We start from the raw sequence: 26566 nt of genomic DNA, 5'->3' as shown, positions 1-26566 counted from the left end.
CGCCAGGTGCGTCGGCATTGCCGGAGTTCTTGACAGTCACCGTGTAGTTGATCGTCTGACCCGGCTGGACCACCGAGCCGGACACCGGGATGGCCGTCTTCGCCAGGCTCAGGACAACGATCCCCGGGTTGGACGGCGGAGGCGGCGGCGGCGGTGCCGTGTAAGTCACCGTCGCCGTAGCGGGCTGGGACGTGATACCACCGGCCGTTGCTGTAGCCATATTGGTCACCTTGCCGGCCGTGACGTCGCCATTGGTAGTCACGTATGGCGCTGTGCAGGTCACGGAACCCCCCGGTGCGAGGTCCACACCGCTGCACTGGAACGCCGTGCCAACCGGGTTGCCGATCTTGTCGTCGCTGACCGTGACCGGGCCGGTCAGGGTGACGTTCCCAGTGTTGCTCACTACGTAGGTGTACGTGATCGATGCGCCAGCGCCGCTATAGGTCGTGGGCGCGGCAGACTTTGCAATTGCAATGCCGGGGCTCTGATTGCCCGCGACTCTCGCGCTGGCCTGCGCCGTCACGGCGTTGGAGTTGAAGGTGCCGGTTGCCGTGGCCGTGTTGTCCACGTGACCCGCATCCAGATCCCCCTGCGTGATCGTGTACGAACCCGTACACGTCAACGTGGCCCCCGGCGCCAAAGTCGCCGGCGCGGTCGGCGTGCAACCCGTCAACGTCCCCAGCTTCGGGTCGGAGATCGAGACCGAACTCAACGTCACGTTGCCGCTGTTCGTCGCCACCAGCGAGTAGCTGATCGAGTCCCCCACCGCGTCGTACGTCTTCGGCGTCGGAGTCTTCGTCAACGACAAAGCCGGAGCAGCCTTAGTGTCTTCGAAGGAACACGTGGTGATGCGGCCCGACTCGACCACAACGCCCGAAACGCCCGTACCACTCACTGTGCCCGTGGGAGATGCATCTTCAAGGGTGCAGCTCTGACCATTCAGAAGCCATCCGCTCGGGACACTCTCAGAGACTCCGTACGTGCCGATCTGCGCGGAGATCGGAGTTGTACTTCCGGTCTTAGGGTCGGTGCCCAGATTCGGGGTTATGGAGTAGGGGCTGGCACCCGGATTCGGACTCACGGCGAACGGGAATGACGCAGTCCCACCATTCGCGGTCTTCTCAATAACAAGGAACCCGGCGCCGGGATTCACGATGCAGTCGCCCGGGTCGTTGTTAACACCATTCGCAATGGACGGATAAGAGCAGACGTTGACCATCTCGGCATCATTGATGAACGACTTCTTGATCACAGCCTCGACGGTCGCATCATTCGGATAATTGGAGCCGCCAAGGAACGGGTCAGTCGCCGTCGTCAAATCACCGGAGGGATCAGGCGATCCTAGCGGCGTGAACATGACGTCACTCGAGGTAAAGGCCAGCGCCACCGGACCGGCGCACCGGTCGTTCTTGCTGTCGTTGCAGGACCAGGCGGTGGGCGAATTCGCCGTCATGGTTACCTTGCCGGTATTGCCATTCGGATTGCTGATTTGCGCGCAAATAGCATAGTTGACCTTACCGTCGCCATTCGAGTCAAACAGTGCGCAGGCATCGCCGGTCTGGCCGGCGCCGGTCCAGAGGTCCGTGGAATCCCAACTCCAGAACAACTTGTAGACAGACGGGTCCTTGTCATCCCGACCCATCTGCGTGAGGTCACGCTGCTGTGACCCCACGTCATTGACGCCACCGCTATCTACAACGGTGAAGAAATCGCTCGGAATCTGGGTCGGCACGGCAGCCTGAGCGGCTCCCACCCCGAGGAACGGTAGGAACAACGTGACGAGCCCAAGGGAGAGCAACACCGCACCGAACCTCTTGGCTCGCGGTTGCCCAGCTATACCGACCATCGACGTACCTCTCTCAATGCGAGCGGTACCGAGGTCGGTCTCACCACTGGCTCCCCGCGACCTCCAGTTCCGTGGGCTGGAAGTGACCGTCTTGCGGTCGCGGATCAGTGCCCCCCCGGCGGGACGCCTACGCGGTGTGTGCGCGGCGCGTACTCAGGGTGATGTATCAGGACCGCACGAGACAAGGCGCGCGCACGATATATCGACGGCTTATGTCCAGCCGTGTCTGCTTTGCTCGGCAAAGTGGGGCCGAACGGCCTAGTGGCATAGTCCTCGTAGGTGCCGAGGACATGGGGTTACGCCCTTCGTGCTTCGGCGGCCCCGCGCTGCCGCCAGCGGATCTCGGCCTCGATGAAGGCGTCGATGTCGCCGTCGAGCACCGCATGGACGTTGCCCGTCTCCTCGTCGGTGCGGGTGTCCTTCACCATCTGGTACGGGTGCAGCACGTAGTTGCGGATCTGGTTGCCCCAGCTCGTCTGCGTCTCCCCGCGCAAGGCGTCCATCGCCGCGGCCTCCTCCTGCCGGCGGCGCTCGAGCAGCTTCGCCTGCAGCACCTCCATGGCGCGGGCACGGTTCTGGATCTGCGAACGCTCGTTCTGGCAGGACACGACGATCCCGCTGGGCAGATGGGTGATCCGCACCGCCGAGTCGGTCGTGTTGACGCCCTGGCCGCCGGGACCGGATGACCGGAACACGTCCACCCGCAGGTCGTCGTCCGGGATCTCGACGTGGTCGCTCTGCTCCACGACCGGGGTCACGTCGACGCCCGCGAACGACGTCTGGCGCCGGGCCTGGTTGTCGAACGGCGAGATCCGCACCAGCCGGTGCACGCCGTGCTCCCCCTGCAAGGTGCCGTAGGCGTAGGGCGAGTGGACGACGAAGGTCGCCGACTTGATGCCGGCCTCTTCGGCGTACGACGTGTCGTAGACCTCGGTCGGGTAGCCGTGCCGCTCCGCCCAGCGCAGGTACATCCGCACCAGCATCTCGGCCCAGTCGGCCGCGTCCACGCCGCCGGCCTGGGAGTTGATCGTGACGACCGCCTCGCGGGCGTCGTACTCGCCGGAGAGCAGGGTGCGCACCTCGAGCGCCTCGACGTCGCGGCGCAGCGCGGGCAGGTCCTGCAGTGCCTCGGAGAGCAGCTCGGGGTCGTCGAGCTCGACGGCAGCGAGGAGGTCGTCGAGCCGCCGGCGCAACGCCGCGATGCGCTCGAGATCGGTGCGGACGTAGGACATCCGGCTGGTGACCTGCTGCGCCCGCTCCTGGTCGTTCCACAGATCGGGGTCCGCGGCCTGCTGCTCCAGATCGGCGAGCTCGCCGCGGAGCCGGTCGACGTCGACCACCGCCTCGATCGAGGACAGGGTCGAGCCGAGCTCCTTGAGCTCCTCGCTGGGGTCGGTCACGAATGTCCAGCCTAGTGCCGTCTCATCGGATCGGCGCGCGGGCGCGAGCCGTCGCCTCCACCGGGACCCGACCGTCGGCGTAGGAGGAGTCGACGACCTGCAGGATCCGCACGAACGGCAGGTGCACCTGGCGACGGGCCGTCACGGTCACCGAGCGGCCGTCGGCGGCGACGGCGGCCCGCCACTCGACGTCGGGCGAGTCGGCGAGGTAGTCCGCGACCGCGCGCTCCGCCGCCTCCTGCGACAACGGCAGGATGCCGTCACCGCCGCCGGCGTAAAGGCTCGCTTCGTCCACCGCCTGGGCCGCGCGCAGGGCGGCGGCGTCGGCGACGCCGTTGAGCCCGCGCCAGGACAGGAACGCGACAGAGGCGTCGATCGCGGCCACCGTCATCGCGGCGACGATCGCGGCGTAGACGAGGACCAGCGGGATGACCGCTCCGTCATCAGCTGCTCGCCGCAACCGGCGGCTCAACACGTGCCCGCTTGCGGTTGGCCGGCGGCGTGGCAGTCGATCCGCTCGGTGTGGTGGGCGCGGACGGGTACGACGCCGAAGCCGAGCAGATGTACGTCGACCCGCAGCCGGACCGTGACGGCGCTCCCCGGGGCGTAGGCGCACGGCTCCGGAGTGCAGGAGATGACCAGTGCGTCCGGCGCGAGGTCGACGTGCGAGCCCTGCAGCGTCAGCTTGGCGGCGAGAGCCGCACGGGCGCGGCCCTCGGCGTCGGAACCGGCGGCGGTGTAGGCCCGGCCGGCGTCGCGCACGGCTCCGGTGACGGCGAACGCCGTCCGCTGCACCGACGCGGCGAACATGATCAGGTAGACGAGCGGCACCAGCAGCACGACGCCGATGAGGACGAACTCGACCAGGGCCGAACCGTCGTCACGCCTCACGGCGGGGCCTGCAACGGGGCGCCTTCGAGCATCGCCCGGCCCTCGACGTGCACGGGAATCGCCGGCAGCAGCCCGAAGACGGTCGGCAGCCGCGCGCTCACCCGGACGACGACGACCTGCGCGCCGTCGACCGGCTCGAGCGCCGGGGTGATCTCGCTCAGGCTCGCCGCCCCGCCGAGTGAGCGGCGCACGAGATCCGTCGTACGTTGCGTCGCGGCGTCCGGCGACGCGATGTCGGCGTTGGCCGCGTAGCGCGCGCCGTCGGCCGCGCACGCGGCGAGAACGTTGCGGACGTGCAGGTCGATGGCGAGCTGCAGCACCGCCAGGAAGAGCAGGGTCAGCATCGTGCCGACCAAGACGAACTCGGCAGTGGCCGAGCCCCGGTCCGACCATGCCGCCCGCAGCGGTGCCATCAGCCGTCGCTGGGGCCCACTGTGTCGAACGCGTTCTGGAACAGGTCGGTGAAGGTGTCGCGCGCCAAGCCCCAGAGGATCATCGCGACCGCTGCGGTCATCACCGTGATCATGACCCAGCCGGGGACATCGCCCCGCTCCTCGCGGAGGCGGGTACCGAAGACGGCCAGCGCGGACGTGAGCCACGCGGCCAGCCGCGCGGTGTACCGGGGAGAGAGCATGCGGGTGGGTCCTTTCGTGATCAGGGGGCGGCGATGTCGAGGCCGTAGAAGCCCGGGAAGACGAGGAAGACGATCACGACCGGCAGGATGAGGAACACGATCGGCGCGAGCATCGCGATCTCCCGCTTGCCGCCGCTGTCGAGCAGCGCGCGCCGGCCGGCCTCGCGGACGTCCGCGGCCTGAGCGCGGAGCACCTCGGCCAACGGCGTACCGCGCTCGACCGCGACCGCCATGCCGTCGACGAACCGGGCGAGCAGCGGCAGCGAGGTACGACGCGCGACGCCGTCGAGAGCGCTCACCAGCGAGGCTCCGGCGCGGGCGTCGGCCAGAGCGCGCGCCACCTCCCGCGACAGCTCCCCCGACGACAACCTGGTCACCCGGTCGAGCGCCGCGACCGGCGTCTCGCCGGCGGTGACCGCCAGCGCGAGCAGCTCGGCGACGGTCGGGAACTCCGCGACGATGCGCTGCTCGCGGACGCGCACGTCACGGGACAGCCAGCGGTCGCGGGCGAGGACGCCGGCGAGGGCGAGGAGCAGGCAGAGGACGAGCAGCGGGAGGGGATTCGCCCCACCGCGCAGCAGCAGGACGGTCGACACGAGGACGCCGACCAGCAGCCCCGCGGCACCCCAGATCACCTGCTCGGTGCGGAACTGCTCGACGGTCATCGCCCGCCCGGCCTGGTCGAGCCGACGCCGGACGGAGCCGGCGCCGCCGACCGCGCGGTCGACGAACCGGACGAGGTCGGCCAGCACCGGCGCGAGCAGCCGCTCCAGCGTGGGGAACGGCGTGCGGGTGCCGGCCTGCGCCAGCAACCGCGAGGGTCTTGGGGTGTCGCGCAGGTAGGGCGCGAGCCGGTCGTCGAGGCGTGGGCGTCGGGCCACCGGGTTGTAGGCCGCCATCACCAGCAGGCCGAGCCCGGCGGCCGCGCCGAGCAGCAGCCCGAGGCCGGTCACCGGGGCATCCCGAGACCCGCCGGCTCCGCACCCCGACGCCGGCTCACCGCGACACCCCACGCCCGGTCACCGCAGCACCCGCCGCTCCACCGGCAGCCGCGCGATCCGCAGCATGACGCGGTAGGCGAGCAGCGAGATTCCGGCGCCGCCCGCGATGACGAGTGCACCGGCCGGCGTGTTGTAGGCCGCGACCGTCTCGGGCCGCAGCGACATCAGCCCGAGCATGACCCACGGGGCGGCCAGCCCGAGCCGGGCCGCATTGACGGTCCAGCCCTGACGGGTCTCGAGCTCCGCGCGCGTGCGCGCGTCGTCACGAAGGAACTGCGAGAGGGTCCGGAGCAACCGTCCGAGATCCGTGCCCCCGACATCGCGAGCGAGCCGGAGCGACTCGACGATCCGGTCACCGACCGGGTCGGCGAGCGACAGCTTGAGCCGGTCGAGGCACTCGCCGAACCGGCCGGTGGCGCGGTAGTCCTCGCCGAACCGGGCGAACGCCGGGCGCAACGGCTCGGGGCCGCGGACCGCCAGCTGGGCCAGCGCCTCGGGCAGCGACAACCCTGCGCGGACCGCGCTCGCCAGGTTGTCGACCGCATCCGGCCACAGGTCGCGCAGCTCGGTGGTGCGTTGACGCCGGCGCATGCGGACAAGCGCCAGCGGTGCGTAGCCCGCGAAGCCGGCGAACGCGAGGGCGATGGGCGCCGAACGGCTCGTCCCCGCTGCGACCACGAGCGCCACGACCCCCGCGGCCGCACACGCGCCGTAGAGCTGCGCGGGGGTGAGCCCGTCGTAGCCGGCCTGCGTGAGCAGTTCCTGGGTGCGCTCGGTCACCGTCCGGCCGCTGCGCTGACGCGGCGCAGGTCGCCGCGGACCCGAGCGCCAGATGAGCAGGAGCCCGAGCCCCAGGCAGAGGCCCAGCAGCGTGCCGCTCATGCGGGCCGCTCGACGAAGCGCTCGGCCAAGCCGTCGCCGCCTCGCTCGCGCACGGGTCGGCCCCCTCGCTCGCCCGCGAGGAGCGCACGCAGGTCGACGCCGGCTCGTTCGAACCAGTCCGGGTGCGGCGGCCAGCCGTCGGCGCGCACGAGCGCGCCGTCGCGGGTCGTATAGACGTCGGCCGTCGCGATCACCGGGCTGTCGAAGGAGCCCTCCACGTTGCCGGGCACGGCCACGATCTCGCGAACCCTGCGCTGGCCTCGCCCATCGGTCGTCGTGTGCACGACCAGGTCAACGCTGCTGGCCACCGTCGGCACGACGAAGCCGGTCGTCACATTTTCCCCGGCCAACAGCGGCAGTGTGCACAGCTTCGCGATGGCCTCACGGGCCGACGACGCGTGCACGGTGCACATGCCGGGAATCCCGCTGTTGAGCGCGATCAGCAGGTCGAGGGCCTCCTCCTGCCGCACCTCGCCCACGACCAGGCGGTCGGGCCTCATCCGCAAGGCTTCCTTCACGAGCCGGCGCAGCCGGACCTCGCCGGTGCCCTCGAGCGACGGCTGGCGGGTCTGCATCGCGACCACATCCGGCAGCGGGGGACGCAGCTCGAAGACCTCTTCGCAGGTGATGACCCGCTCGCGCGCGGGGATCGCCGCCAGCAAGCAGTTGAGAAGGGTCGTCTTCCCCGCCTGCGTCCCGCCGGCGACGATCACGTTGAGACCGGCGACCACCGACGCCTCGAGGAACCTCGCCGCGGCCGGCGTCAGCGAACCGAGCCCGATGAGCTCGTCGAGCGACACCGCCCGGACGACGAACTTGCGGATGTTGACCGCCCACGCCCGCGTGATGTCCGGGATCGCGACATGAAGCCGGCTGCCGTCCGGCAGCGTGGCGTCGACGAAAGGACTGGACAGGTCGACCCGGCGGCCCGAGCTCTTGAGCATCTTCTCGACGAGATCGCGCACCTGGCCCTCGGTGAGCACCGTCGTGGTCAGGCGGCTCTGGCCGTTGCGCGCGACGAAGACCCGACCGGGGTCATTGATCCAGATCTCCTCCACCGCCGGGTCGTCGAGATAGCGCTGCAACGGGCCCAGCCCGGCGACGGCGTCGTAGACGTGCCTGCTGACCTGCTGCGGATCGCCCAGCGCCGGCAGACCACCGGTGAGAGTCCGCTCGTCGTAGTCGGCCACGACCTCGTCGACCAGTCGCCGGATCTGCGGCCCGTCCACCGTCGGGTCCAACCCCCTACGGCGTACCAGCTCGCGGACCTCGTCCTCGACGACCAGGGCGGCGTTCATCGGTGCGGTCGACCCCCTCGAGCCCGGCGACGATGCGGACACCGGACACCCGAGCCGGGATGCCGGTTTTGTCGGGGGATCGTAGGGACTTCAGGCCGAAGGCGCGACCCCCCTTCCGCCTACCTGTGGACCACGGCGGGGCGTCGGAGCACTCCTGTGAAACGAGGGGCGACTGCGACTAGCCTGTGCCTTCGAGCAGGTGCACAACTTCCTGCGTCGCCCACCACTGCAGCTCCCAGCCCTCGGCCTCGTCGACGGCGAACATCGCGTCGGCGTCACCGGCCTCGGCGGCCGCGAGCGCCTCGACCGCCGCTGCGATGACGGGCAGCGCCGCCACGTCGTCGACGTGCACGGCGGCCACCACCGCCCATGGCAGCGACTGCGCGACGCGTACGCCGGAGCGCACGGGCTCCTCGGGCGCGGTGACCACCGAGCACGCGGCTTCCGGGACCTCGGCGGCCACGACCACCCGCCGGGCCGGCGCATCGCGATCCGCCGCGAGCAGCGACAGGGCGGCGCGGGCCGCATCCGCCATCGCGGCGTACTCCAGCTCCTCCAGGTCGCCGGCGGCGTACCACTCCCGCAGCGCGGGCGTCACCCCGTGCCCTCCCAACGGCCCCGGCCCGACCTCCCCGCCGGCCTGCCAGCGGGCCAGCATCGGCAGTGTCGCGGGGAGGTAGACCCGCACGTCAGCCGGCGGCTTGCAGTGTCGTCGCTCGCGCCAGCGCCCGCGCCGAGGTGCGCAGCGAGGTCTCGAAGACGTCGAGCCGGCGGCGGTGGTCCATGAGGTTGACGCCGATCGTCTCGAGATCCTCCCGGCCAGGTGAGAGCATCCGGACCGTGGTGCCCGCGCGCTCGACCTTCTGCGCCTCGCGCAGGAGCCGGTGGGTCATCGATCGCCGGAAGCGCCGCTCGAGCCGGCCGACCAGGGTGCGCGGCGAGTCGAGGTCGAACGACGTCATCGGAGACAGGACGAACACCTCGTCGAGCACCTCGTCGGCGAGCAGGTCGAGGGAGGTGGGCGAGCACGCGCCGCCGTCGACGTAGCGCCGCCCGTCGATGACCACCGGCGGGAACCAGCCCGGGATCGAGCAGGACGCCATCGCCGCCTCGCCGAGGCGGGCCGCCGGAGCACCCGGCCGGCCGAACGCGACCCGCCGGCCGCGGTCGTAGTCCATCGCGACGAGCCAGGTCGCCGGGTGCCGCGCCCACCCGTCGGGTGCGGCGGCCTCGACCAGCTGCCGCACCGGCGCGAGGGTGCCTTGCCCGTGCGGCAGCCAGGCCGACAGCACCGTCAGGGGCGGATAGCTGCGCGGGCGCACGAGGGTCCGGCGTACGAGCCGGGTCGATCCGATGCCCGGTCGCGGTCGCGGCGGGAGGGCACCGCCCGCGTCATGGTCGACGTCGAACTGCAGCCGGTCCTCGACCTGCGGCGGCTCGCCGCGCTGGTGCGCCACCATCGTGTCGACGTCGATGCCGCTGCCGAGCAGGGCGGCGAGCACCGAGCCGGCTGACGTGCCCACCAGGACGTCGGCCTCCCGGACGTCCCAGCCGAGCTCGTCCTGCACGGCGGACAAGGCGCCGACCATCCAGGCCGCGCCGAGGACTCCGCCGGCTCCCAGCACCACTCCGCGTCGTGTCACGACACCGTCTCCAGCAGCTCGGCGAGGGATTCCTCGATGCATACGGCCAGCACGTCGACGTCGGGCATTGCGTCGCGATCGCAGTTGAGCCCGTAGAAGACACCGCCGTCGTACGACGTGATGCCGATGCTCACCGCCTGCCCCTTCGCCAGGGGTACGACGGGGTAGCACTCGAGCATCCGGGCACCACCGGCGTAGAGCGGGAACTGCGGCCCCGGCACGTTGGTCACCACGACATTGAAGAGGCGCCGGGTCATCCCGGAGACGAGGCGCGCCGCAGCGGAGTGGATCGTCGGTGGGGCGAACCCGGACAGCGCGACCAGGGCGCCGGCACCCACCGACTGGCCGGACTGCTTGTGGCCGGTCATGGCGTAGCTGATCTGGTGCAGTCGCATGGCCGGGTTGCCTTCACCGATGGGGAGGTCGACGAAGTAGGCGGAGACCTTGTTGCCAAGCATGCCGGCCTCGCGCTCGCTCTCGGGCCGCACCGAGAGCGGGACCATGGCTCGGACCGCGGTGCCGGTCACCGACTCGCCGCGCGTCTGCAGCCAGGTCCGCAGGGCGCCGGCCACGCTGGCGAGGATCACGTCGTTGACCGTGCCGCCGTGTTCGGTCCGGATCCGCTTGTAGTCGTCGAGCCGCGTCTGTGCCATGCCGTAACGGCGCTGCTCGCCGATCGTCACGTTGAGCGGGCTGTCGGGCGCCGGCCGAGCCGCCGTGCGCACCGCGGCGAACAGGCCCCCCGCGGTGCCGAGAGCGCGGCCGGCGATCGCCTTCAGGTCAACGGTCTCGGCGCGGACGGTGTCGAGGACCCGAGTCGGCCGGCTCACCAGGTCGGCCACGGCGCCGGCGACGAGCTCTGCCGCACCCGGCTCGCGATGCGGCCGCCAGTCGTCGGACGGCACCTGCCGTGGTTCCGGTGTCGGGTCGAGCAGCACGGTGCCGATGTCGAGAGCGCTGATGCCGTCGGCCATCGCGTGGTGGGTCTTGGTGAGGATCGCGAACCTGCCGTCGGCGAGGCCCTCGACCAGGTAGATCTCCCACAGCGGCCGGCCGCGGTCGAGTCGCCGCGACTGCACGCGCCCGATCAGTTCCTTGAGCTGGTCGATGCTGCCGGGGCGCGGTAGGGCGCTGCGGCGAACGTGGTAGGTGATGTCGAAGTCCGCGTCGTCGACCCACACCGGGTTGGCGAGGTGGCCCGGGACCCACTTGACCTTCTGCCGGTAGCGCGGGACGAGCGTGATGCGCTCACTGATCAGCTCGACCAGCCGGTCGTAGTCGAACCCGTCGGGCGGTTGTTCGAAGATCGCCACCCCGCCGACGTGCATGGCCGTCGTCGACGTCTCCATGTAGAGGAACGAGACGTCGAGCGGGCTCAGCCGTGCCGCCATGTGGTGCGTGCCTTCCACTCGTCGCTGCAGCGGTTGATGCTACGGGGAACGATCTCCCCGGATGGACCGCGCCCGCACGTGGCCCCGTTGGCCGGGCGATCAGACGCGGGCGGCTTTGCGGATCAGGCATCCGCACGAGACCCAGCGGTCACACCGGCGTCGATCGACCGGCCCCGGCCAGCAGCCGGCGTCGGCGAGCGGGCGGCGCGACACCGGCGACCGAGGCGGCCAGGTCGCGCAGTGCGAGCCGTGCCGGGGATGACGGTGCAGCCTCGCGCAGGGTGCGGCCGGTCGCGAGCGCGGCATCGCAGGCCGCGACGTCGTGCGGCACGAACCGGACCGTGCCGACTCCGGCGTAGCGCCGCAACGCGGCCGCGACCTGGTCGGCGGGGTCACCGCCTCCGACGGCGCCGGCTCGCAGCCGGTTGACGACGACGGTTGGGGTCGCGCCCGCGGACGTAGGCACGGCCTCGCGAAGGTCCGCGAGACCGCGGACCAGGCGCTGCAGGGAGATCGGGTCGGCACTGCCGACGGCGACCATCTGGTCGGCGTCGGCGAGGACGGCCAGCGTGGCGCCGTTGCGTCGCGGGGCCGCCGTGTCGTAGGCAAGCTCCTCGTCCTGCTCCAGCGCGAAGCCGCAGTCGACCACGACGACGTCGGCGAGCCGGCGGGCAACGGCGAGCACCGCCTCCAGCGCCGAGGGGCGCAGCTCGGGCCAGCGATCGGCCCGCGCGATGCCGGTGAGCACGGCGAACCCGGGGTCGACCTGGCGCGAAAGCTCGGCCAACGCCGCCGCGTCGAGGCTGCCGGACGTCGCGAGGCGCGCCGCCGCGGCGATGCCCGGCGACTCGTCGAGCAGCCCGAGCGCCTGGGCCACCACGCCGCCGTAGACGTCGGCGTCGACGAGCAGACTGCGGGTGCCGAGCCCGGCGATCTCGGCGGCGAGCGCCACGGCGACGGTCGTGCGCCCGGGCGCGCCGGTCGGGCCCCAGACCGCGACGACGCGACCGACCGGCTGCGCCGACGCAGAGAGCTCATCCTCGACCACACCGGCGAAGGCCGCCGGGTCTCGAGCGTCCGGGTAGTCGTGGACCGGCCGGTTGCCGGCCCGGCCGGTGGCCGCCGTCACCGCCGCCACGATCGCGGCCGGTGAGGCGTCGGCGGGCAGCACGTCCTCGACCCCGAGCTGGCGCAACCGCCGCTCGGCCGCCTCGTCTCCCGGGGGCACCAGCACCACGGCGGCCACCGACGCGACGGCCAGTCGCGCGAGGGCGTCACGGTCGAAACCGCGGAGGTCGGCCGAGACGACGGCGGCCCTGGCCGTGCCCGTCGAGGCGACGGCCAGGAGGTCGGCGAGATCGACGCAGCGGCGTACGACGGTGACGCCGGTCTCCCCGCGATCGAGTGCGGCGATCAGCGCCGCCTCCCAGTGCGGGTCCGTGACCGCGGTGATGACCGGAATCGTCACGGCAGGCTCTCCGAACGGGTCTCGGTCACCCCGGCCGGCGGGTGCGCCGCTGCCACCCCCGGGGGGACCCGAACCACGTCGATGCTGCCGCCCTGCGCGGCCGCGACGAGCGACACGACCGCGTCGGCGGGCACCGAAAGCACGATGCCGACGACCGACGTCCCCGCAGCGAAGCCTCGAGATCCCCCGTCGCGGTCGGCGACACTGGCGTCGGCGAGCACCAGACGGGTCGGCTCGGCGTCCCCGCCGCTGTGCGACTTGGGCGTGACGTAGACGTCGACCACGTCGCCGCGGGCGAGGTCGGCGGGGTAGTGCCCCGGGCCGACGGGCACGGACACGAGACGCCGCTCGGCCGGGACGCCCCGGGACGACACGGCGGCCAGCGGGACCATCTCGCCCGCGCCGACCGGCCGCACGACCACGTAGCCGGCCGGTGACGTGGAGTCGGCGCTCAGGTAGTGCTGGCTGCTGCCGTAGAGCCGCGCCCGGCCCACCTGGAAGTCGTCAGCGGTGAGCTGCTGACCGACAGCCAGAGCACGCTTTGCGACCCACACCCGGTCGTAGTGGTCAGCCGCCGTGACGACACGTGCCCCCGCCACGACGGAGACCAGCACCAGCAGGACCCCGGCAGCGAAACGGGCATCGAACCACCGCGGCAAGCTCAGGCGCTTTGCCGGGGGCGAGGTCAGGTCGGCCACGAGGGCTCCCCCTTGATGGATCGGCGGGCAGGATGCGACGCATGCTCCCGCGCGAGCCCGACAGACCGTTGGCGCTGTCCACAACCCGCGCAGGTGTGCGGACGAGTGTGGGTCATGCGGTGACACACTCGGAAGGGACGTACCGGTTGTGACAGGAGTCGACGACGTGAGCGCGCCCCGGTTCCTCCAGCTCGCCGACGTGGCCGAGATCCTCAACATCTCCTCGGCCCAGACCTACGCCCTGGTCCGGTCCGGCGAGCTGCCGGCCATCAAGGTGGGCGGGCGCGGGCAGTGGCGGGTCGAGCGGGACCAGCTCGAGGCCTACATCCAGCGGGCCTACGCCGAGACGCGCGCGTTCGTCGAAGCGCATCCCTTCGGACGCGGCGACGAGGCCGAAGCCGCCCCGGGCGAAGGCGCCGACCGGTCGACCGGCTGAGCCGCCTCTCGCCGCCGGCCGGTCCGGGACCCGGCGGCCCGTGTCACGCGGCCGCCGTCATCGCGACCGCACCGCCGCCAGCGCCGAGAGCGGCAGCAGACGTACGGCGCGAACCGAGCCGGCCCTCCGGGGCTCGTCCACCGGATGCTCGGCCAGCTCGACGAAGTCTTCGCCGACCCGGTCGATAGTCCCGGTCAGGACGTCGCCGGAGGTCAGCACGACGGCGACCGGCGTACGGTCCCGGGCCAACCCGCGCAGCGCGTGTCGCAGGCCGAGCCGAGCCGCGACCCGACCCTCCGAGCCCGGCTCCGCGGCCTGGCGGCTCAGACCGCCGATGGCGAGCACGTGCGCGAGCGGCAGCAGCACCTGACGCCCGTTGGCCTCGACCAGCAGAAGCCACTCTGCGCCGACCGACTCGAGCCTGCCCCTGATCCGGCCGGTGGCTGCGGTCGTCACGGTGACGTCGAGGTCGAGACCGGCGCGCAGCCGGTCGACCAGCCGCACCCGGGCGTACTCCGCCCGTGATCGGTCGGCCACCTCGGCCGCGTGGTCGGCCCGCTCTGCCTCGGCGAACTCGCCCTCGAGGTCGGCGAACAGTTCCTGCCAGCGCATCCCCGACATCTTGCCGCGGCCACGCAGGCGGGTTGTCCACCGAGGGCGCGAACCCCGATTGACGCCAGCAACCCATATCGATAGAAAGCAAACGAAGGCAAACGACCGCTATCGAAGGCTGGTGGGATGCGACGCACCGCGGCCGCCCTCGGGTTGGCGGGTTCCGTGCTCAGCGCTCTCGGCGCGATGGCGGCGCTCGTCGTGCTCGGGCCGCACGCCTCCGACCTGCCGGGCCAACCCCTGAGCCCCGGCGGGTGGATCGGGTGGATCGCCCGGCAGCGCCCGGACGAGACCATCGTCACGTTGGCGGGCGTCGCGGCCTACGCCGTCGTCGCCTGGCTGACCGTCGGCCTGCTCGCCGCTGTCGCGGGCCGACTTCCGGGCGCGCTGGGACGGCGGGCGCAGCTGGTCGCGAACGCGCTGACACCCGTCGCGCTGCGTCGCCTGACAGCGGCAGCGATGGGCGCCGCCCTCGGGCTGGGCGGCGCAGCGCCCGCCCAGGCCGACACGGATCCGGCCGGGCTGGACTGGCCGGCCGCCACCGCCACGCCGGCGACCACGGCAGCGCCGCACGCCGCTCGAGCGAGCCGCGTTCCACCGCTCCCGGCCGGGCCGTCGCCGAGCGCCGTCCCGCAGCCGGCGACCGCGGTCACCGTCCACCCGGGCGACTGCCTCTGGACGATCGCGGCGCGGCACCTGCCCGGCGTGCCGACCGCCGCGCAGATCGCCGACTCCTGGCCGCGCTGGTACGAGGCAAACCGGGACGTCATCGGCCCCGAGCCCGACCTCGTGCTGCCCGGCCAACGCCTGACCCCACCCGACTGAACCCTCGCTCGGCCGCGACCACCGACCGCCGCACGACCAGGAGCCTCCATGTCCGTCGCCACCACCGCCCCGGTCGAACCGACCGCGCCCGCCCCCGCGCCGACACGCATCCACCTGCTGCCGGTGCCGCAGTACGAACCGCCGTACGACGACGAGCTGACGGCCGACCAGGTGCCGCCGGTCGCGGGCTCCATGCCCCTGCCGTTCGAACGTCCGACGGCGCGGCGGCTACGGCTCGTCGCCGACCCCGAGCCGACGACGCGCGACCTCTTCAGCCCGGAGCGGACGCCGCGCGCAGAGCTTCCGGACCCCCGAAGGTGGGGCGGTCGGCTCGCCCAGGCACTCGCGGAGGTGGCCGACGGCTCCCGCCCGATCGGCCAGTTGCTGCGCTGGGTGAGCGAGGACGTGTTCGAGGAGATCGAGGCGCAGTGTCACCGATCGACGGCCCAGGCGCGGCGCACCGGATCGCCGGCCGGGAGGCCGCTTCGCCGGTCGCGCACGGTGGTGAAGTCGGTCCACGTCTGCGAGCCCGACGACGGCATCGCCGAGCTGTCCGCGACGGTTCGTCGCGACGGGCGGGTCACCGCGGTCGCCCTGCGGCTGGAAGGCCTCGACGGTCGCTGGTTGTGCACGGCGCTTCAGCAGTAGTCCGGCCGCTCGGCGGCTGAGCGGTTACCGCCGTCTCACCCGCCGCCCCTTGACACCGGGAAGAAGCAGCGCCGCAAGGGAAAAGGTTCAGCGGTTGCGCGGGTCCCCATGGCAGCGCTTGTACTTCTTGCCCGAGCCGCACGGGCAGGGCGCGTTGCGCGCCACGCCGCCGAATCCGCCGCCGTCACCGGCGGCCGGGCTGCCACCAGAGGTCGCCCCGACCGAGCGGGAGACACCCCCCTCGCCGTCGACCGTCGGCGCGGAGTACTGCAGGTGGCTGGGCCGGGTCGGCTGTCCGAGCGCGGCGCCGAGCACCGCAGCGACGCGCTCCCGCTCGTCACCGTCGGGCGCGGCCGCCGGCTGCCCGGCGGAGACGTCGTCGCCGGTCTCCGCCGCGAAGGCCGCCGGAGCTTCAGACGGCACCGGCTCTGCGGCAACGCCGCCGGCAGGGGCGTTGCCGGCGCCGGCGGCACCCGCTGCGGCATCGGCGGGCGCGGCGAGGGGCGGTCCGCCAGGCTGGGGAGCGGCCGGTGGCTGCTGGCCGGCCAACGGCTGCGGCGCGATCGCCTCCGCGGCGGCCTGCTCCTCCGGGGTGACCTGGACCTCGAGGTTGAACAGGAAGCCGACCGACTCCTCCTTGATCCCCTCCATCATGGCGCCGAACATGTCGAACGCCTCACGCTGGTACTCCACGAGCGGGTCGCGCTGGCCCATCGCCCGCAGGCCGATGCCCTCCTGCAGGTAGTCCATCTCGTAGAGGTGCTCGCGCCACTTGCGGTCGAGCACCGACAGAAGCACGCGCCGCTCCAGCTCGCGGGTCACCTGCTCGCCGAGCTGCTCCTCGCGCCGCGCGTAGGCCTCGAGCGCGTCCTCGACCAGTCGCTCCTCGAGATACTCGCCGCCGAGCCCGCCGCCGGACTCCTCCTCCAGGGCCTCCGGGGTGACGCCCACGGGATAAAGGGTCTTCAGCGCGGTCCACAGCTTCTCGTAGTCCCAGTCCTCCTCGAACCCCTCCGAGGTCTCGGCCTGGACGTAGCCGCGGACGACGTCCTCGATCATGTGCACGACCTGCTCGTGCAGGTCCTCGCCCATGAGCACGCGCCGGCGCTCGTCGTAGATGACCGTGCGCTGCTTGTTCAGAACCTCGTCGTACTTCAGGACGTTCTTGCGGATCTCGAAGTTGCGCTGCTCGATCTGCGTCTGCGCCGAGCGGATGGCACGGCTGACCATCTTCGACTCGATCGGCACGTCCTCCGGCAGGTTGAACCGCGTCATGATCGACTCGACCGCGTTGGAGTTGAACAACCGCATGAGGTCGTCACCGAGCGACAGGTAGAAGCGCGACTCCCCCGGGTCGCCCTGACGGCCGGACCGGCCACGCAGCTGGTTGTCGATGCGGCGCGACTCGTGCCGCTCCGTGCCGAGCACGTAAAGCCCGCCGAGCGAGACGACCTCCTCGTGCTCCGCGGCAACCGCGGCCTTCGCCTTGTCCAACGCCTCGGGCCAGGCCGCCTCGTAGTCCTCGGGGGTCTCGATCGGCGACAGGCCGCGCGTGGCGAGCTCGGCCGCGGCCATGAACTCCGGGTTGCCGCCCAGCATGATGTCGGTGCCGCGACCGGCCATGTTGGTCGCGACGGTGACCGCGCCCTTGCGGCCGGCCTGGGCGACGATCTGCGCTTCCTTCTCGTGGAACTTGGCGTTGAGCACCTCGTGCGGGACGCCTCGCCGCAGCAGCATGCCCGAGAGCAGCTCGCTCTTCTCGACGCTGGTCGTGCCGATGAGGACCGGCTGGCCCTTCTCGTGCCGCTCGGCGATGTCGTCGACGCAGGCTTCGAACTTCGCCTGCTCGGTCTTGTAGACGACGTCCGCCTCGTCACGCCGGATCATCGGCCTGTTGGTGGGGATCGGGACGACGCCGAGCTTGTAGGTCTGGTCGAACTCCGCCGCCTCGGTCATCGCCGTGCCGGTCATGCCGGCGAGCTTCTCGTAGAGCCGGAAGAAGTTCTGCAGCGTGATCGTGGCGAGCGTTTGGTTCTCGTCCTTGATCGCCACGCCTTCCTTGGCCTCGATCGCCTGGTGCATGCCCTCGTTGTAGCGGCGACCGTGCAGGATGCGGCCGGTGAACTCGTCGACGATGAGGACCTCACCGTCCTGGACGATGTAGTCCTTGTCGCGCTTGAAGAGCTCCTTCGCCTTGAGCGCGTTGTTGAGGTAACCGACCAGCGGGGTGTTGATCGCCTCGTAGAGGTTCTCGATGCCGAGATGGTCCTCGACCTTCTCCACGCCCGACTCGAGGATGGCGACGGTGCGCTTGCCCTCGTCGACCTCGTAGTCGCCGTCGATGTCCTTGTCGGGGTCGCCCCGGCGCAGCCGCGGCACGATGCGGGCGAACTCGGTGTACCACTTCGCCGACTGCTCGGCCGGACCGCTGATGATCAGCGGAGTACGGGCCTCGTCGATCAGGATCGAGTCGACCTCGTCGACGACGGCGAACTTGTGGCCACGCTGCACGAGCTCCTCGGCGCTCCAGGCCATGTTGTCGCGCAGGTAGTCGAAGCCGAACTCGTTGTTGGTGCCGTAGGTGATGTCGCAGGCGTAGGCCGCGCGCCGCTCGTACGGCTGCTGCTGGGACAGGATCACGCCGACCGTGAGACCGAGGAACCGGTGCACCCGGCCCATCCACTCGGCGTCGCGCCGGGCGAGGTAGTCGTTGGTGGTGACGACGTGGACACCCTCGGCGGGCAGTGCGTTGAGGTAGACCGCCAGGACCGAGGTGAGGGTCTTGCCCTCACCGGTCTTCATCTCCGCGATGTTGCCGAGGTGGAGAGCCGCGCCGCCCATGATCTGCACGTCGAACGGCCGCTGGCCGAGCGTGCGCCGAGCCACCTCGCGCACGGTGGCGAAGGCCTCCGGCATGAGGTCGTCGAGGTCCTCCCCGTCGGCGAGGCGCTGGCGGAACTCGTCGGTCTGGCCGCGCAGCTCGGCGTCGGACAGCGCGACGAAGTCCTCTTCGATCGCGTTGACCTGGTCGGCGACGGCCCGCAACCGGCGGATGATGCGACCCTCACCGGCACGCAGGACCCTGTTGAACACCACTCGTGCGGCTCCAGCCCGATTCGACTACGGCGTACGACGAGACAACCGTGCCCGCCATCGTATGCGGCCGGGCGCCATCCCGCGGGGAAGCGCTATCGGCTCAAGTGATCTCTAGGAGCTTTTCGCGTACCGCGTAGACCACTGCCTCCATCCGCGAGTGCAGCTGCAGCTTCTCGAGGATGTTGCGGATGTGGTTCTTGACGGTGTTTTCGCTGATGAACAGCTGCTTGGCGATGTCGCGGTTGTTCATGCCCTTGGCGACCAGCCGCAGGACCTCCATCTCGCGGTCGGTCAGCCGCGGCGCCGGCACCTGCTGCCGCTCGTCACCTCGCTTGATCATTGACGCGAACTCGTTGAGCAATTTCGACGCCATCGAGGGGGAGATCAGCGACTGGCCGCCGTGGACGGCGCGGATCGCGGAGGCGACCTCCTCGATCGAGATCTCCTTGAGCAGATAGCCCATGGCGCCCGCTTTGATCGCGTCGTAGAGGTCGGCCTCCTCGTCGCTGATCGTCAACATGATGATCTTGGCGCTCGGGACGGCGTCCTTGATGGCGGTGCACGCGTCGATGCCGCCGCGACGCGGCATCCGCACGTCCATCAGGACGATGTCGGGCGTGGTCTCCATCGCGGTGGCCAGGGCCTCTGCGCCGTCGCTCGCCTCGCCGACGACCTCGATGTCGGCCTCCTGGTCGAGCACCATCTCCAGGCCACGGCGGAAGAGCGCGTGGTCGTCGACCACCAGCACCCGGATCGGCTCGCCGGTCGGGTTGACGAACGGCTCGGGAGTCTGATCGCTCACGCGGCCATCATGGCACGCACGAGCCACGCGAGACGGCCGGTTGCGCTCATCCGGTGCGTAACCGGATGACCCCGTAGTCGTAGCCCCGCCGCCGGTAGACCACTGCCGGCTCACCGGTCGCGGCGTCGATGAAAAGGAAGAAATCGTGGCCGACGAGCTCCATCTCGAACAGCGCCTCGTCGAGGTCCATGGGCACCGCGTCGTGCACCTTCTCGCGGACGACGAACGGCCCGTCCTCGGCGAGGATCCGCTCGTCACCGTCTCGCTCGGCGAGCGACTCGCTGCCCGCTCCGGCGGCGGCACTCGCCGCCGTCGCTCCCCCGGTTGCGCTCGAGACGGAGACCGGGTTGCGCTGGCCGTGGCGGACGCGACGGCGGTCGGCGACGCGCCGCAACCGGGCCTCGAGCTTGGTGCACGCGAGGTCGAGCGCGGCGTAGAAGTCCTGGGCGGCGGCCTCCGCGCGCACGACCGGGCCGCGTGAGCGGACCGTGAGCTCGACGCGCTCGGAGACGCCGTTCTGCCGAGGGTTGCGCTCCTTGCAGAGCTCGACGTCGACGCGCAGCACCTTGTGGTCGAACTTCTCCAGCTTGCCGAGCTTGTCCGCGGCGTGCCGACGGAAGCGCTCCGTCACCTCGCAGTGCCGACCCTTCACCACGACGTCCACGCGGGATCTCCTCACGATCGTTGTCCGGTATCGATCTGCGAACGGCGCCCGCCCGGCCGACCTGGTCTTCGTCCCCACATCCGCCTGCGGAGGGGTTCGCAGCGTGTCCGCCACTACTACCCTTCTCCCGGTCCGGTGGACATCCGGCCCACCGGCGGGGCAGGACTTACTTCTAAGCCGCACCGTGATCAGTCGACGAGAAGTCGCCTTACGTGGGCCGTTTCGCCTGCGGCTGGCATCGGCTTGCCAAGACCTCGCGGCCTCGACGCAACCACGGACCCGGGCGGGCGCCATCTGCCAACGCTAGCCCGCTGCGCCCCGGGTAACCACCCCAAGATCAGGTGGGAGACGACGCCGGGCGTGCGCGACGACCGCGCACGCCACCGGAGGTAGGCCCGCCCGGCGCAGCGCCCGCGCGGCCTCGGCCAACGTGGCGCCGGTCGTCACGAGGTCGTCGACGAGCAACACCGCACGCCGTGGTCCCCGCAGGCGCTCGGCCGTCGCATCGAAAGCACCGGCGAGATTCGCGGCCCGGTCGGGCGCGGACAGCCCGGCCGAGTCGCGCACCGCCCGCCCGTGCCGCACGACGGCGGCCTCGACGGTGACCGGCACGCCGGACCGGCGCAGCCGGGTGGCGGCGGCCCGCACCAGGCGCAGCAGCGGATCGTCGCCCCGGGCCCGGCGGGCGGCGGCCGACGACGGCACCGGCACCAGCAGCGGCGCACACTCGTCGGCGGTCACCGCGGCATGCGCCACCGCCCGGGCGAGCGCATCGGCGAGATGGGCGGTCAACGAGTAGGCGGCCCGCTCCTTGTGGTGCACCAGCGCGGCGCGCACCCCCGCGTCGTAGGCCGCGATCGCCGCCACCGGCGGCAGCCCGAGCGGGCACGGCGTGGGCCGCACCCACCGGGGAGGGTCGCGCAGCGGCGCCGCGCAGGGCGGACACAGGTCGGTGCCCCAGGCGCCGCAGCCGACGCAGGCAGCCGGCACGGCGAGGTCGACGAGCGCGGACAGCAGGCGCGGCATAGCGGCCAGGTTCGGTTGCGCCGGCGGCACGAAGCCAGGCCCGCGCGCCGATCTGGGGAAACCGGCGAGCGGCAGGCCAAGGGCCGGGGGATATCACCGAGCGGCAGAGGCCGGGATCGGGAGGACCGTCGAGGCGTGGCGCCGGTCGGACGCAGCGGCTGGGATCGGGCGGCGTCAGCTCGCCGGCGACCCGTAGGCCGGGTCCTCCCCGACCGCGAGGGGCTGCCAGATGCCCGAGGCGCTGCCCCAGATCTGCCCCCCGACGCTGACCAGCAGCCGGTGCCCGCCCGGAGCGGCCGCGATCTGCAACGGCTCGTCCGAGGGCAGCCCGGCGGTGAGCACCGTCGCCTCCAGCCCGGGCCAGCCGTCGACGGCCGCGACCAGCGGGAACCGGCCGGCGGCGCGGCCGGTGTCGCTGGTCTTGACCAGTACGACGATCCGGTCGGCGTCGAGCCAGCCCACGTCGGCCACGTCGACGTAGCGGTCGGGCAGCACGGTGTGAAAACCGCCCAGGGACAGCGCGCCGCCGTGGTCGGCGACCCGGCCCACGTAGACCTGGCGCTGGCCTGGCTGGCCGACCACGGCCACGACCCGGGCGCCGTCGCGTGACGGACACAGCTGCTGCACGTCACCGGCGGCGAGGTCGGGGGCGGGGACGTAGGTGGGGCGGCCGCCCTGCGGCACGACCAGCACCCGCTGCTTGCCGGCCGCGTCGGTCACCACGGTCCAGAGCCGGCCGCGCACGTCGAACGCCGGCGGAGTCATCGCCGCGGCCCGCCAGACGACCGCGAGCGGTCCGCTCGACAGCGCGCCGGTGTAGAGACCGACCCCGTCCGGCACCGGCCCGAGAGCGGCCAGCCGACCACCGGCGACGACCGGGTGGCGCAAAGGCACGTTCGGCACGCTGCGCAGCACCTTGCCGTTGTCGATCTGCGCGGCACCTGCCGCGCCCGCCGCGGGATTGTCGACCGGCGAGCGCACCGAACCGTCGCGGGAGTAGTAGACCGCCGCGTCGCTGTCGAGCACGTCCGGGTCGTAGCTCGGCCAGTCGTCGCGGCTCTGCGGCGCGCCCTGTCCCGGCACGTCGAGCGGGGCGCCGCCTGCGAGGATCTCCAACCCGGACATGTCGGTGAGCTGCTTCAGCGTCCACACCAGCTGGGCGGACATGGCGCGGCGCTGCGACGCGTTGGCCCGCAGCGCTTGCCTGGACAGGGGCACGGTGGCCATCCCGTTGCGCACGTCGACCCTCCCCGTCAGCTTCGTGCCGGCCGGGAAGGCCGTCCGCACGGCGGGGGCGAGCCATGACGACGGACCGCTGAGCAGCCGCTCGGCGAGCCGCGTGGGCAGGTCACGGCGTGACGACTGCAGGTAGACGCGGTCCGGTACGACGACCTGGTCGCTCGGGTTGACGAAGTAGATGTCGACCGACCGGAAGGAACGTCGTACGTCGGCCTCCGAGAGCAGCAGTTGCTCGGGCGGGGTCGCGATCCGCCACTCGCCGCGGTCCTTGGTCACGGGGTACTGGAACGACAGCGAACCCGAGGCGAGCGAGAAGCCGCCGCGCGCGTCGATGCGGCCGACCTGGTTGACCGTCACGGTCACGACGCGGCCCGACAGGTTGGCCTGCAGGCTGCCCTCGTCGTAGACGATGACCGCCCGCGGCGCCTGCCACGCCTTGCCGACGGCACGGGTCAGGAACGACCGGGCGATGGCGTAGGCGTTGTCGGCGCTGGCGCTGGCGTTGATGAAGCCGCGTACGACGTCGGGCGGAGCCTGGCCCTCGGTCGGGCCGGGCGGCAAGACCCGGGAGTCGGGCTCGTCGACGGTGCCGTCGCGGTTCTCGACGTGGGCGACGTGGACGGCGCCGCCCTGCGGGATGGTCGCGCAGCCGCCGAGCAGCAGCCCGACGCCGATCACGGCCACGCCGGCGCGCCGCGCTCGCATCACTGGGGCATCCCGGGCTGGCCGGGCAGGACGGCCGCCACCGGATCGCGTGGCTGCGGAGCGGCCGGCGCCGTCTGGGTCGACTCTGTCTCGGTCGGGTCGAGCGGCAGCGGCGAGGCGGCGAACGACGCGCCGACGCGCAGGGGCACCGTCATCCGGAACACCGCGCCGCGGCCCGGCTCCCCCCATGCCTGCAGCCAGCCGCCGTGCAACCGGGTGTCCTCCAGGGCGATCGACAGGCCGAGGCCGGTGCCGCCGGTGTGCCGGGATCGGGCCGGGTCGGCGCGCCAGAACCGGTTGAACACCAGGCCGGCCTCACCAGGGCGCAGGCCCGGCCCGCGGTCACGGACGCTGACCGCGGCGCAACCGTCACCGGCACGCAACGAAACCTCGACCGGCTGCCCGGCGCCGTGCTCCAGCGCGTTGCCGAGCAGGTTGCGCAGCACCCGGCCGAGCCGGCGCGCGTCGGCGTCGACCACGACCGGGTCACCCGGCAGGTCGAGCACGACGTCGCAGGCCCGCCGTTCGGCGAGCACGCGCACGTCGTCGACGACCTGGCGCACGAGCTGCTGCAGCTCGACCGGTTCCGTGTCGAGCTCGACGGCGCCGGCGTCGTGCCGGCTGATCTCGAGCAGGTCGGCGAGCAGCAGCTCGAACCGGTTGAGCTGGGTCTGCAACAGCTCCGCGGACCGCGCGACCTCCGGGTCGAACTGGCTGCGCGACTGGTGCAGCATGTCGGCGGCCATCCGCACCGTCGTCAAGGGCGTGCGCAGCTCGTGGGACACGTCGGCGACGAACCGCCGTTGCAGCCGCGACAACGACTCGAGTCGCTGGATGTGGCTCTGCAGCGAGGCTGCCATCGCGTTGAACGACGTGGCGAGCTGGGCCAGCTCGTCGCTGCCGCGGACCCGCATCCGCTCCTCGAGCAGGCCGGTCGCGAACCGCTGCGCGCTGCGGGCCGCCTGCCGTACCGGCGTGACGACCTGGTGGGTTACCAGCGCCGCGACGCCGACGACGAGCACGACCAGCATGGCGCCGACGGTGAGCAGCACCCGGCGGACGAGTGCGATCGTCGCCTCTTCCTGGTCGAGCGGGAAGAAGTAGTAGAGCTGGTAGGGGCCGACCCCGGTCGAGATGACCGGCCCGCCGGCGATCAGGCCCTCGACCGTGTGACCGTCGAGGTAGCGCAAGGGGGCGTAGGCGTAGGCCTTGTTGCCCTCGCCGACGGAGGCCGTGAGCCGGGCCGGGATGCTCGTGTCGGAGATCTCGCCGCTGATGCGGCCGTTCTCGGTCGAGGAGGTCGTGATCAGTGCCACGTCGTACAACCCGGTCGGGGTGGCCCGCTTGAGGTCCTCGAACAGCGAGTCGACGATCGTCTCGGTCTCGGCCGGGTCGCTCGCGTAGGCGCTGCCGAGTGTCGCGTCGGCCTTCGTCACGCCGGCGTCGAGCTCGGTGAGAGCCGCCGTCACCTTGGCCGACAGCAGCCCGTCGGTCAGCCGCTGCTGCAGGTAGAGACCGAGCAGCGCGACGACCACCCCGGACAGCAGGAACGTCGTGGCGGCGACGCGCAGCTGCAGCGAGCTCCGCCACCGCTGCGCGAGCCGGCCGACCAGGCTGAGCTCGCTGACGACCGGAGGCACGACGTCGAGGGTCACGGCGGGCCGGCCTTGTAGCCGACCCCGCGGACCGTGACGACGATCTCCGGGTGCTCGGGGTCGCGCTCGATCTTCGAGCGCAGCCGCTGGACGTGCACGTTGACCAACCGGGTGTCGGCCGCATGCTTGTAGCCCCACACCTGCTCGAGCAGCTGTTCACGGGTGAACACCTGCCGCGGTCGGCGTGCGAGCGTGGTGAGCAGGTCGAACTCCAACGGCGTCAGCGCCACCGACCCGCCGGCCCGGCTGACGACGTGCCCGGCGACGTCGATCTCCAGGTCGCCTATCGCCAGCGTCTCGGCCGCGGGCTCGTCGGTGCGCCTCAGCCGGGCGCGCACCCGGGCGACCAGTTCCTTGGGCTTGAACGGCTTGACCACGTAGTCGTCCGCGCCTGACTCGAGCCCCAGCACCACGTCGATCGTGTCGCTGCGGGCGGTCAGCATGACGATCGGCGTGCCGGACTCGGCGCGAATCTGCCGGCAGACGTCGATGCCGTCGGTGCCGGGCAGCATGACGTCGAGGAGCACCACGTCGGGCTTGAAGTCGCGGAAGGCCGCGAGCGCCCGGTCGCCCTCGGCCACGAACGACGGCTCGAAGCCCTCGCTGCGCAGCACGATGCCGAGCATCTCCGCGAGCGCCGGATCGTCGTCGACGACGAGCACGCGGCCCTTCATGGCACCGATGGTCGCACCACCGTGACCGGATCGGGGATCAACCGGACGAGTGCTGCGGCAATGCCTCCCGCGGCGTCGGCGGTGGCGACCCCCCGGTCGGTGACGATCGCCGTGACGAGCTCGGCCGGCGTCACGTCGAAGGCCGGGTTGTAGGCAGGGCTGCCGGCCGGCGCGACCGGCTGCCCGGCGTAGGCGGTGACCTCGGCCGGGTCGCGTTGCTCGACCTCGATGTCGGTGCCGGACGCCGTCGCCAGGTCGACTGTCGTGACCGGCGCGGCGACCACGAAGGGGACGCCGTGGTGACGCGCGAGGACGGCAAGCGGGTAGGTGCCGACCTTGTTCGCGACGCTGCCGTCGGCGGCGATCCGGTCGGCGCCCACGATGACGAGGTCGACGCGGTGCTGCGCGAACAGGCTGCCGGCCGCGCCGTCGGCGAGCACCGCGTGCGGGATGCCGGCACGCGCCGCCTCGTACGCCGTGAGCCTCGCGCCCTGCAGGAGCGGCCGGGTCTCGTCGACCCAGAGCTGCGCCAGCCGGCCGGCCCGGTGCGCCGCGGCGACGATGCCGAGTGCGGTGCCCTCGCCGCCGCTGACCAGCCAGCCGGTGTTGCAGTGCGTCAGTACCCGGGCGTCAGCGGGGACCAGGCCGAGGCCGTGCTCGGCGATGCGTGCCGCCGCGTCAGCGTCCTCGGTCCGGATGGCGTGCGCCTCGGCCAGGGCCGCGGCCGGATCGCGTCTCCGCAGGTACGCCGCCTCCGTCCGGCGTACTCCCCAGGCGAGGTTGACGGCGGTCGGCCGGGCACCGGCGAGTGCATCCGCGGCGGCCGCGACGTCGTCACCACGCAGCGCGGCGAGCGCGACGCCGTAGCCCCCGGCGATGCCGAGCAGCGGCGCACCGCGCACGGCGAGCCGGCGGATCGCGTCGACGAGCGTCGGCACGTCCGGGCAGACCAGCCGCCGTTCCTCGTGCGGCAGCGCGGTCTGGTCGAGCAGGTCGACGGCGGGCGGGGCGTCCCGCCAGACCAACGCGGGT

At 72.1% G+C, this 26566-nt stretch carries 26 protein-coding genes; 3 read left to right on the top strand and 23 right to left on the bottom strand.

Going from position 1 to position 26566, the window contains the following annotated elements; all coding sequences use genetic code 11:
* The 14 genes from VFJ21_09475 to VFJ21_09410 all read right to left on the bottom strand — a co-directional run.
* Positions 1-1753, bottom strand: a 1753-nt coding sequence (locus tag VFJ21_09475) for a hypothetical protein (GenBank protein ID HET7407345.1), incomplete at its 3' end; no start/stop codon positions are given.
* 389 nt (positions 1754-2142) lie between these two features.
* On the bottom strand, positions 2143-3246 hold the full coding sequence (prfB, locus tag VFJ21_09470) for a peptide chain release factor 2 (GenBank protein ID HET7407344.1): 1104 nt from the start codon (positions 3244-3246) through the stop codon (positions 2143-2145).
* Between the two features lie 22 nt (positions 3247-3268).
* The gene (locus VFJ21_09465; protein HET7407343.1) at positions 3269-3721 is read right to left on the bottom strand and encodes a hypothetical protein; all 453 of its coding nucleotides are present in this window, start codon (positions 3719-3721) and stop codon (positions 3269-3271) included.
* Positions 3715-4137, bottom strand: a complete 423-nt coding sequence (locus VFJ21_09460) for a hypothetical protein (GenBank protein HET7407342.1) — start codon at positions 4135-4137, stop codon at positions 3715-3717. Before VFJ21_09460 ends, VFJ21_09465 begins: the two co-directional genes overlap by 7 nt.
* Complete coding sequence (locus VFJ21_09455) at positions 4134-4550, bottom strand: TadE family protein (protein HET7407341.1); 417 nt, start codon at positions 4548-4550, stop codon at positions 4134-4136. Before VFJ21_09455 ends, VFJ21_09460 begins: the two co-directional genes overlap by 4 nt.
* Positions 4550-4771 carry a hypothetical protein gene (locus tag VFJ21_09450; GenBank protein ID HET7407340.1) on the bottom strand — a complete coding sequence of 74 codons (222 nt, stop codon included), beginning with the start codon at positions 4769-4771 and terminating at the stop codon, positions 4550-4552. The genes VFJ21_09455 and VFJ21_09450 overlap by 1 nt, the downstream gene beginning before the upstream one ends.
* 20 nt (positions 4772-4791) lie before the next feature.
* A complete protein-coding gene (locus tag VFJ21_09445) occupies positions 4792-5724 on the bottom strand; it encodes a type II secretion system F family protein (GenBank protein ID HET7407339.1) in 933 nt (310 codons plus the stop codon).
* Between the two features lie 66 nt (positions 5725-5790).
* Positions 5791-6654 (bottom strand): type II secretion system F family protein, encoded by an 864-nt coding sequence (locus VFJ21_09440; GenBank protein HET7407338.1) that lies wholly within the window; start codon positions 6652-6654, stop codon positions 5791-5793.
* Entirely contained in the window at positions 6651-7952 is a 1302-nt protein-coding gene (locus tag VFJ21_09435) for an ATPase, T2SS/T4P/T4SS family (GenBank protein ID HET7407337.1), read from the bottom strand. Before VFJ21_09435 ends, VFJ21_09440 begins: the two co-directional genes overlap by 4 nt.
* 178 nt (positions 7953-8130) lie before the next feature.
* Complete coding sequence (locus tag VFJ21_09430) at positions 8131-8640, bottom strand: hypothetical protein (GenBank protein ID HET7407336.1); 510 nt, start codon at positions 8638-8640, stop codon at positions 8131-8133.
* 1 nt (position 8641) lies between these two features.
* Complete coding sequence (locus tag VFJ21_09425; protein ID HET7407335.1) at positions 8642-9595, bottom strand: patatin-like phospholipase family protein; 954 nt, start codon at positions 9593-9595, stop codon at positions 8642-8644.
* On the bottom strand, positions 9592-10986 hold the full coding sequence (locus VFJ21_09420) for a wax ester/triacylglycerol synthase family O-acyltransferase (protein HET7407334.1): 1395 nt from the start codon (positions 10984-10986) through the stop codon (positions 9592-9594). The genes VFJ21_09425 and VFJ21_09420 overlap by 4 nt, the downstream gene beginning before the upstream one ends.
* A gap of 148 nt (positions 10987-11134) precedes the next feature.
* The gene (locus tag VFJ21_09415) at positions 11135-12454 is read right to left on the bottom strand and encodes a hypothetical protein (protein ID HET7407333.1); all 1320 of its coding nucleotides are present in this window, start codon (positions 12452-12454) and stop codon (positions 11135-11137) included.
* A complete protein-coding gene (locus tag VFJ21_09410; protein HET7407332.1) occupies positions 12451-13152 on the bottom strand; it encodes a hypothetical protein in 702 nt (233 codons plus the stop codon). The genes VFJ21_09415 and VFJ21_09410 overlap by 4 nt, the downstream gene beginning before the upstream one ends.
* Positions 13153-13318: 166 nt before the next feature.
* Between VFJ21_09410 and VFJ21_09405 the strand changes: the two genes are divergently transcribed.
* Entirely contained in the window at positions 13319-13588 is a 270-nt protein-coding gene (locus VFJ21_09405; GenBank protein ID HET7407331.1) for a helix-turn-helix domain-containing protein, read from the top strand.
* A gap of 57 nt (positions 13589-13645) precedes the next feature.
* Here the strand turns inward: VFJ21_09405 and VFJ21_09400 are convergent, their stop codons facing one another.
* On the bottom strand, positions 13646-14200 hold the full coding sequence (locus VFJ21_09400) for a hypothetical protein (protein HET7407330.1): 555 nt from the start codon (positions 14198-14200) through the stop codon (positions 13646-13648).
* A gap of 126 nt (positions 14201-14326) precedes the next feature.
* Here VFJ21_09400 and VFJ21_09395 point away from each other — a divergent pair, with 126 nt between their 5' ends.
* Both VFJ21_09395 and VFJ21_09390 read left to right on the top strand, forming a co-directional pair.
* The gene (locus VFJ21_09395; protein HET7407329.1) at positions 14327-15025 is read left to right on the top strand and encodes a LysM domain-containing protein; all 699 of its coding nucleotides are present in this window, start codon (positions 14327-14329) and stop codon (positions 15023-15025) included.
* A gap of 48 nt (positions 15026-15073) precedes the next feature.
* On the top strand, positions 15074-15673 hold the full coding sequence (locus VFJ21_09390; protein HET7407328.1) for an Rv3235 family protein: 600 nt from the start codon (positions 15074-15076) through the stop codon (positions 15671-15673).
* A gap of 87 nt (positions 15674-15760) precedes the next feature.
* Here VFJ21_09390 and secA read toward each other — a convergent pair whose 3' ends face one another.
* The 8 genes from secA to mtnA form a co-directional block, all read right to left on the bottom strand.
* Positions 15761-18766 carry a preprotein translocase subunit SecA gene (secA, locus tag VFJ21_09385; GenBank protein HET7407327.1) on the bottom strand — a complete coding sequence of 1002 codons (3006 nt, stop codon included), beginning with the start codon at positions 18764-18766 and terminating at the stop codon, positions 15761-15763.
* 103 nt (positions 18767-18869) lie between these two features.
* Positions 18870-19571 carry a response regulator transcription factor gene (locus tag VFJ21_09380; protein ID HET7407326.1) on the bottom strand — a complete coding sequence of 234 codons (702 nt, stop codon included), beginning with the start codon at positions 19569-19571 and terminating at the stop codon, positions 18870-18872.
* A 46-nt stretch (positions 19572-19617) separates the two neighbouring features.
* Entirely contained in the window at positions 19618-20235 is a 618-nt protein-coding gene (raiA, locus tag VFJ21_09375) for a ribosome-associated translation inhibitor RaiA (GenBank protein ID HET7407325.1), read from the bottom strand.
* Between the two features lie 303 nt (positions 20236-20538).
* On the bottom strand, positions 20539-21261 hold the full coding sequence (locus tag VFJ21_09370; protein HET7407324.1) for a phosphoribosyltransferase family protein: 723 nt from the start codon (positions 21259-21261) through the stop codon (positions 20539-20541).
* A gap of 174 nt (positions 21262-21435) precedes the next feature.
* Positions 21436-23205 carry an LpqB family beta-propeller domain-containing protein gene (locus VFJ21_09365; protein ID HET7407323.1) on the bottom strand — a complete coding sequence of 590 codons (1770 nt, stop codon included), beginning with the start codon at positions 23203-23205 and terminating at the stop codon, positions 21436-21438.
* Positions 23205-24860 (bottom strand): MtrAB system histidine kinase MtrB, encoded by a 1656-nt coding sequence (mtrB, locus tag VFJ21_09360; protein HET7407322.1) that lies wholly within the window; start codon positions 24858-24860, stop codon positions 23205-23207. Before mtrB ends, VFJ21_09365 begins: the two co-directional genes overlap by 1 nt.
* Positions 24857-25534, bottom strand: a complete 678-nt coding sequence (mtrA, locus tag VFJ21_09355) for an MtrAB system response regulator MtrA (GenBank protein HET7407321.1) — start codon at positions 25532-25534, stop codon at positions 24857-24859. The genes mtrB and mtrA overlap by 4 nt, the downstream gene beginning before the upstream one ends.
* The gene (gene mtnA, locus VFJ21_09350; protein ID HET7407320.1) at positions 25531-26559 is read right to left on the bottom strand and encodes an S-methyl-5-thioribose-1-phosphate isomerase; all 1029 of its coding nucleotides are present in this window, start codon (positions 26557-26559) and stop codon (positions 25531-25533) included. Before mtnA ends, mtrA begins: the two co-directional genes overlap by 4 nt.
* Positions 26560-26566: the final 7 nt, after the last annotated feature.

It is taken from the genome of Mycobacteriales bacterium (assembly GCA_035690485.1).
In the GTDB taxonomy this organism is placed as follows: Bacteria; Actinomycetota; Actinomycetes; order JAFAQI01; family DASSKL01; genus DASSKL01.
This window is presented reverse-complemented; position numbering and strand designations above follow the sequence as displayed.

Bases quoted from the DNA above. Each gene is read 5' to 3' on its own strand.
- VFJ21_09455 (HET7407341.1), bottom strand. From the start codon at position 4,550: ATGGCACCGCTGCGGGCGGCATGGTCGGACCGGGGCTCGGCCACTGCC.
- VFJ21_09450 (HET7407340.1), bottom strand. From the start codon at position 4,771: ATGCTCTCTCCCCGGTACACCGCGCGGCTGGCCGCGTGGCTCACGTCC.
- VFJ21_09440 (HET7407338.1), bottom strand. From the start codon at position 6,654: ATGAGCGGCACGCTGCTGGGCCTCTGCCTGGGGCTCGGGCTCCTGCTC.
- VFJ21_09435 (HET7407337.1), bottom strand. From the start codon at position 7,952: ATGAACGCCGCCCTGGTCGTCGAGGACGAGGTCCGCGAGCTGGTACGC.
- VFJ21_09420 (HET7407334.1), bottom strand. From the start codon at position 10,986: ATGGCGGCACGGCTGAGCCCGCTCGACGTCTCGTTCCTCTACATGGAG.
- VFJ21_09400 (HET7407330.1), bottom strand. From the start codon at position 14,200: ATGCGCTGGCAGGAACTGTTCGCCGACCTCGAGGGCGAGTTCGCCGAG.
- VFJ21_09395 (HET7407329.1), top strand. From the start codon at position 14,327: ATGCGACGCACCGCGGCCGCCCTCGGGTTGGCGGGTTCCGTGCTCAGC.
- VFJ21_09390 (HET7407328.1), top strand. From the start codon at position 15,074: ATGTCCGTCGCCACCACCGCCCCGGTCGAACCGACCGCGCCCGCCCCC.
- VFJ21_09370 (HET7407324.1), bottom strand. From the start codon at position 21,261: ATGCCGCGCCTGCTGTCCGCGCTCGTCGACCTCGCCGTGCCGGCTGCC.
- VFJ21_09365 (HET7407323.1), bottom strand. From the start codon at position 23,205: ATGCGAGCGCGGCGCGCCGGCGTGGCCGTGATCGGCGTCGGGCTGCTG.
- mtrA (HET7407321.1), bottom strand. From the start codon at position 25,534: ATGAAGGGCCGCGTGCTCGTCGTCGACGACGATCCGGCGCTCGCGGAG.